Source organism: uncultured Gimesia sp., assembly GCF_937910335.1.
In the GTDB taxonomy this organism is placed as follows: Bacteria; Planctomycetota; Planctomycetia; order Planctomycetales; family Planctomycetaceae; genus Gimesia.
Window position 1 is genome coordinate 1 of the sequence record NZ_CALEMX010000634.1, and the last position, 5,372, is coordinate 5,372.

General features: G+C 45.8%; 5 protein-coding genes. 2 read left to right on the forward strand and 3 right to left on the reverse strand.

Annotation, left to right across the window (positions count from 1 at the left end; all coding sequences use genetic code 11):
• Nucleotides 1–1,168 (forward strand): AAA family ATPase (locus Q0668_RS25740; protein WP_298869435.1); only part of this gene is annotated, 1,168 nt, incomplete at its 5' end.
• A gap of 36 nt (nt 1,169–1,204) precedes the next feature.
• Here the strand turns inward: Q0668_RS25740 and Q0668_RS25745 are convergent.
• Nucleotides 1,205–1,534, reverse strand: a complete 330-nt coding sequence (locus Q0668_RS25745) for a hypothetical protein (RefSeq protein ID WP_298869437.1) — start codon at nt 1,532–1,534, stop codon at nt 1,205–1,207.
• A gap of 163 nt (nt 1,535–1,697) precedes the next feature.
• Nucleotides 1,698–2,186, reverse strand: coding sequence for a DinB family protein (locus tag Q0668_RS25750; RefSeq protein WP_298869438.1), 489 nt, complete (start codon nt 2,184–2,186; stop codon nt 1,698–1,700).
• Nucleotides 2,187–2,398: 212 nt separating this feature from the next.
• Here Q0668_RS25750 and Q0668_RS25755 point away from each other — a divergent pair, with 212 nt between their 5' ends.
• On the forward strand, nt 2,399–3,832 hold the full coding sequence (locus Q0668_RS25755) for a folylpolyglutamate synthase/dihydrofolate synthase family protein (protein WP_298869439.1): 1,434 nt from the start codon (nt 2,399–2,401) through the stop codon (nt 3,830–3,832).
• A gap of 359 nt (nt 3,833–4,191) precedes the next feature.
• Here Q0668_RS25755 and Q0668_RS25760 read toward each other — a convergent pair.
• A partial coding sequence (locus tag Q0668_RS25760; protein WP_298869440.1) for a hypothetical protein occupies nt 4,192–5,372 on the reverse strand: 1,181 nt, incomplete at its 5' end.

Below are 5,372 nucleotides of genomic sequence, written 5' to 3' on the forward strand. Positions count from 1 at the left end.
AACACGCAATGAGCTGAAAAATATGCTGATTGGTGTTGATATGGTCTGGCTTGAAGCGGAATGTAGTCGGTACGAATTCTTCTCTGATGTCGTGTCCCAGACACAGCCAGACCTTGCTTTAATCTCTCTGGATGCGGATCCGGAACTGGCGTTAAATTTGATCGCGCAGGTCACGCGGGATTTACCTTCTTGCAGTATCGTCGTGGTAAGTAGTTCGCAGGAAGGCAGCCTGATTCTGAAGGCCATGCGAAATGGGGCCAAAGAATTTTTGGGATACCCTCTCGTACTGGAAGATTTTCTGTCAGCCTTAAACCGCATTCAAATTATATCCGGTCAATCAGATGGCGAGCATTCTGCGCCGCGGACAAGCCAGGTTATTACGGTAGCGGGTGTCAGTGGAGGCGTGGGTTGCACTTCATTGGCAATTAATTTGGCCTGTTGTCTGGCCCATAACGAGCGAAACAGTGTCGCAGTGATCGATCTGGATTTGGCATTAGGCGATACTGATGTCTGGTTGGATATTATTCCAGATTATACGATTCAGGATGTCGCAGAGAATATTTCGCGGCTCGATTACTCGCTGCTAAAACGCTCGCTGACCAAGCACAGTTGTGGTGCTTTTCTATTGCCGCGACCAGTGCAGATGGATATGTCGATGCAGATTACTACTGAAGTACTAAAGCGAATCATCGCACTTTTAAGGGCAACCTTTTCGCATCTGGTGATCGATGTCAGTAAATCATATAACAGCCTGGATTTGGCTGCTATGGAACTCTCAGATTCGGTATTACTGGCCGCACAGCTGGATTTACCCTGTCTGCGAAACGTCGTTCGTCTCTCACAGTATTTTGACACGAATGAAAATATTTCGGAAAAAATCAAAGTGGTAATGAATCGACTTGGGCTGGAAGATACGCAGATTAGTATCAGCAAAGCTCTGGAAACGATTGGCCGTGATATTTTCTGTCAAATTCCCAACGACTATGCAACAATGGTCGAGTCCAGAAATAACGGAGTTCCTTTGATCGTACAGGCCCCCAAGGCGAAATTAACCAGAACGATAATGGGGCTTGCTGCCAGTGTCGGAGGTGAAACACTTACTTCTGAAGAAGAGACCGCATCAAAAAAGAAAAAGAGCTTGTTTGGTTTTCTGAATCAGTCGAAATAGCTATCGGATTTCAACTCACGGACACACGAGTACAATTCAGGCATCAAGATCTAGATGCGTGCCTAATTCACCGGTGGAATCCGGAGCGCGTGTTGAGGAGTCTTCTTCTTTCGCTTGATCGCTGGATTCTGTCCCCTGCTCCTCTGCTTCATCATGACCGAATGGCATGCGCCCGTCTGCATCACGATCGCCAGATTTGTCTGTATCTCCGACATCTTGTAGTTGATGTTCGGTCATTGTTTTTTTGTCGATCGCCATATTTTGCTGAGCCGCTTCCGCTTTCTGCTTATCGGCGCTGGCATCGTTTCGCTGAGCGCCGGCGAAAGAACTGCTCAAGTTGACTGCACCAGGATTGATCGAACTCATAATTCTGATCCTTCAATTAAGATAGTGAAGCTATCAAGATCAGGTTGGACGTCTGAAGAGGCAGGGGCAAATTTGATTTGAAGGTGTAATTTTCGACGATGTTGAAAATATGTCAAGAGCGATCTGATCATAAAAGGGTCCGTAGAGACCCTGTTAACGGCGTTTATTGTTTAGATTTCCAGGAATTGAATAAAAAGTGAGCCTGTCCCTGATGATGGGCTTCGTGCCAGCATAGGATTTGTAACGCCCTCCGATTGGTCCAGCCTCTTTCTGTAAGTCCGTCTGGAATCAGGTCAAGATCCTCTTCAGTGATCTGGGAAATCGCGTCCAGCAGGTTCACTCGAGATTGGGCCAGGACCGATTGTATGACATCGACAGCGGGAAGATTGTTGTCAGCAACACTCCCTTTTTGAAACTGAGGGAACCAGTCTGTTAACTTAGACGATGTCGAGCGCAGTCGTTCCGTCGCGAACGCTTCTTCTGTGATGGCGATATGCATGATTTGCCAGCCGATATGCGCTCTTTGAGGACCAGGTTGATATGTCAGTGCGGCGATTGGGTCTTTTGTTTGAGCAATTTCCTCAAGCAGTTTCAACGTCATAAGTCGGTTAAATTCCAGTAACTGGACGATGGTGGCAGTGTAAGAACTCATTTTTCTTGGCTCACTTGCAGTCAGATGATGTTGGGAACAGTTGCAAAATTCTTCGTGTGATTATATATCTCACGGTCTACATCCGGAAAGTGCTTAGCTATAATATCGAGCAGTTGACTGGAAAATCTGGTTCTATTAATTTTGAGATCTTCTTCGACATTTAATAATTCGTTATGTATCTGTCGTTAATAATGTAAAAGGAACTGCCTGACATGGGAGTTTCGGCAGAAAAGTATCAAGAAAGTCTGGATTTTCTGTTCGGTCGTCTCAATTACGAACGAATGGGGAGTAGTAAATATTCTACCAAAGACTTTAAGCTGGGCCGCATGCGCGAGCTTCTCAAGCTGCTCGGCAATCCCCAGGCCAGCGTAGATACCATTCATATCGCGGGCACAAAAGGTAAGGGTTCAACTTCGGCGATGATCGCTGAGATGCTGACAGCTGCCGGCTATCGAACTGGTTTGTTTACATCACCTCATGTAACAAACTATAGAGAACGAATTCTCATTGACGGGTGTCAGATTGAACCTGAGCAACTGGTTGCGTTGGTGACGGAAATCGCGCAAGCTGTCGAACAGATGGATCATGGCCCTGGAAAAATGAACCCTACTTTTTTTGAATTGACAACCGCATTGGCCTGGATGCATTTCAGGCAGCAACAGATTGATTATGCTGTAATGGAAGTGGGGCTGGGAGGCAGATTAGATTCGACCAATATCTGTGAACCTCTAGCGACTGTGATTACAAATATCAGCTACGACCATACGGCACTCCTGGGAAATACGATTGAACAAATCACAGGTGAAAAAGCGGGAATTATCAAATCCGGCGTTCCTGTCATTAGTGCAGTGACACAACCAGAAGCGATTGCGGTTCTGGAAGCAATCTCTGATGAGAAACAAGCTCCTCTGTACCTGATGGATCGAGAATTCTTCTGGGAACCGGTCACCGAAAATGGAAAGAATGACCCACTATTAAAGGATAGCTCGGAGCAAATTGATATTCCGTTGCAGAAAATTCAGGTCAAGACTCCCTGGTCGTTGATTGATGATATGCCGGTTAATTTGCTCGGTACACATCAGGCGATCAATGCCGCGCTGGCCCTCACGTTAGTGGACTATATCAGACATCAAGAGGTGGGTATTGAGAATGATCAAATGCGAACAGGCATGCGTCGATTAAAATGGCCTGCTCGAATTGAAGTTGTGCAGAAAAACCCCATGGTAATCATTGATACGGCACACAATGGCGCATCAATCAACGCATTAGTCAACACGTTGCAAGAGAGTTTTTCGCAGCCGAATCGTATGTTGATCTTTGCTGCTACACGGGATAAAGATGTCAGGGAAATGCTGGAGATTTTATTACCACATTTTTCGAAAGTGATACTTACTCAATATTTATCTAACCCGCGTCGTGTTTCCGTAGATGAAGTGTTTGAATTGACCCGGTCAATTCAGCAGGAAGCCGGAAATGATTCCGAAGTCATTGTCGCTGCCAGTCCAGCTGATGCCTGGTTACGAGCAAAAGAGAGTGCGACATCGGAATTGCTAATTTGCGTGACAGGGTCTTTTTTCATTGCCGCAGAAATGCGAGAGCTGTTATTAGGGTCAACTGATGATGTGCTGTTGACTGAATCCTGCTAGACAAATCTCCTGAGAAACTGACGGTCATTCGGAGCGTGTTCTCAAACTGTTTCTGATTTCCCTGCGCATCAAAGAAGTGGGATTCGTCTCAAACACATTTTGCCTTGATGCTTTGAAACCTTAGATCTAAACGCAGGCACAGAAAAAACGGATGCATCAATAACAGATCAGCTATGATCAAATTATCAAAAAATAAGGGGGAAGTAGTACGGCCTGCTCTTCCCCCCTTCTATGTGAAATCCAGCCTGTGTCCCGGCTTACTGAGCCCCGGTTTGCTGCAGCGTCTCCAAGACCATTTGAAACGAGTATCATAGAATGAAAATCGTTATGGTAAAATGAGATGCGCTCTCGTAACTAAATTATTGTGGCAGCAAACTGATTGGGTTTCTTTTGGATCTTCCTTTTTTACCTTTTTTCTTGGGGCCCATCATTTCTGCTCCCGGATCCATAAGTGCAGCAGCGCCGATGGCATCAAACGCACCTGCATCGAAACCGTCTGCCGATGGTGCAGATTCTCTTGCTTCCGTTGCATCAATGACCCATTTCAGGCTTTTGCGCTCACGTATCAGTCTATCTTTGGCAAGCTCGTATTTTTTAGTTTCTGATAATTTCGTATCTGGATGAAACGACATTTTCAGATTACCAAAATTATCGACAACAATTGCTTCAGGTAAAATCATCGATGGCCCTTTCCGTCTTGATGCAGGCAGCTTCAGATCAGGATGGTCATCCGGGTTAAACCTTGGAGCCGGGATGGCGTCGACCAGAAAATTCTGAGTGTCAAAGTTTACTTTCGCATCTTTTGAGTATTCTTCTTTTGCTACGTCGTAGAGTTCGGCGGTTCTCTCACCACCGATTTCTTCGCCGACCCGCGTTTTTAATAGAGAGCTATGGATTGTAGTTCCCGTCTCGGGATACCACTGGAAGACTTCAAAAGTTGCAGTGGTTCCGTTAATTCCTCGGGGTGGTTGTACATCGCTGAGGAAATAGTGGACATCTTGCTCAACGATGACTTCTGCCGTTTCATTACTCCAGGGAGTAGTGCGTATTTCACCTTCTGCAACTGAAGGTAGAAGAACCTGCTCGATCGGACGTTGATAGTTCGGGTTCCGGGCAACGAGTCGAACGCGATATTTATAACTCGCTCCAGGTTGCAGATCAAAATCAAAGTAGCGAAACAACAGCAGGCGGCCGGCAGCTGTGGCGTTCGCCTTTAGTTTCTGGATAAACTTCTGATTATCTAGTGGTTCACCGGCAGTCTGATGATTCATTGATTCAGCCATACCTTGGAAAACTGACTCCGATTCTCCTGCTTGTCCGTTGAACATGACCTGGCTACGAATCTGTCGCATACCAAGTTGTAATCCAGAAAATCCTTTTTGTTTTTCTTTGAAAACATTTTCGTTGGCGTGTGTTTTTTTATACTGATTCAAAAATCGTTGATTCAACTCCAACTCTTGCTCTATTTCTTCCTGGCTGAGTGTAAAGTTTTCCACGCGGGGATGGGTGGCAACCTTGTACCAGAAACCAGCAATACGAC

Excerpts from the sequence above, each read along its gene's own strand:
- Q0668_RS25750 (WP_298869438.1), bottom strand. The coding sequence starts at position 2,186 with ATGAGTTCTTACACTGCCACCATCGTCCAGTTACTGGAATTTAACCGA.
- Q0668_RS25745 (WP_298869437.1), bottom strand. The coding sequence starts at position 1,534 with ATGAGTTCGATCAATCCTGGTGCAGTCAACTTGAGCAGTTCTTTCGCC.
- Q0668_RS25755 (WP_298869439.1), top strand. The coding sequence starts at position 2,399 with ATGGGAGTTTCGGCAGAAAAGTATCAAGAAAGTCTGGATTTTCTGTTC.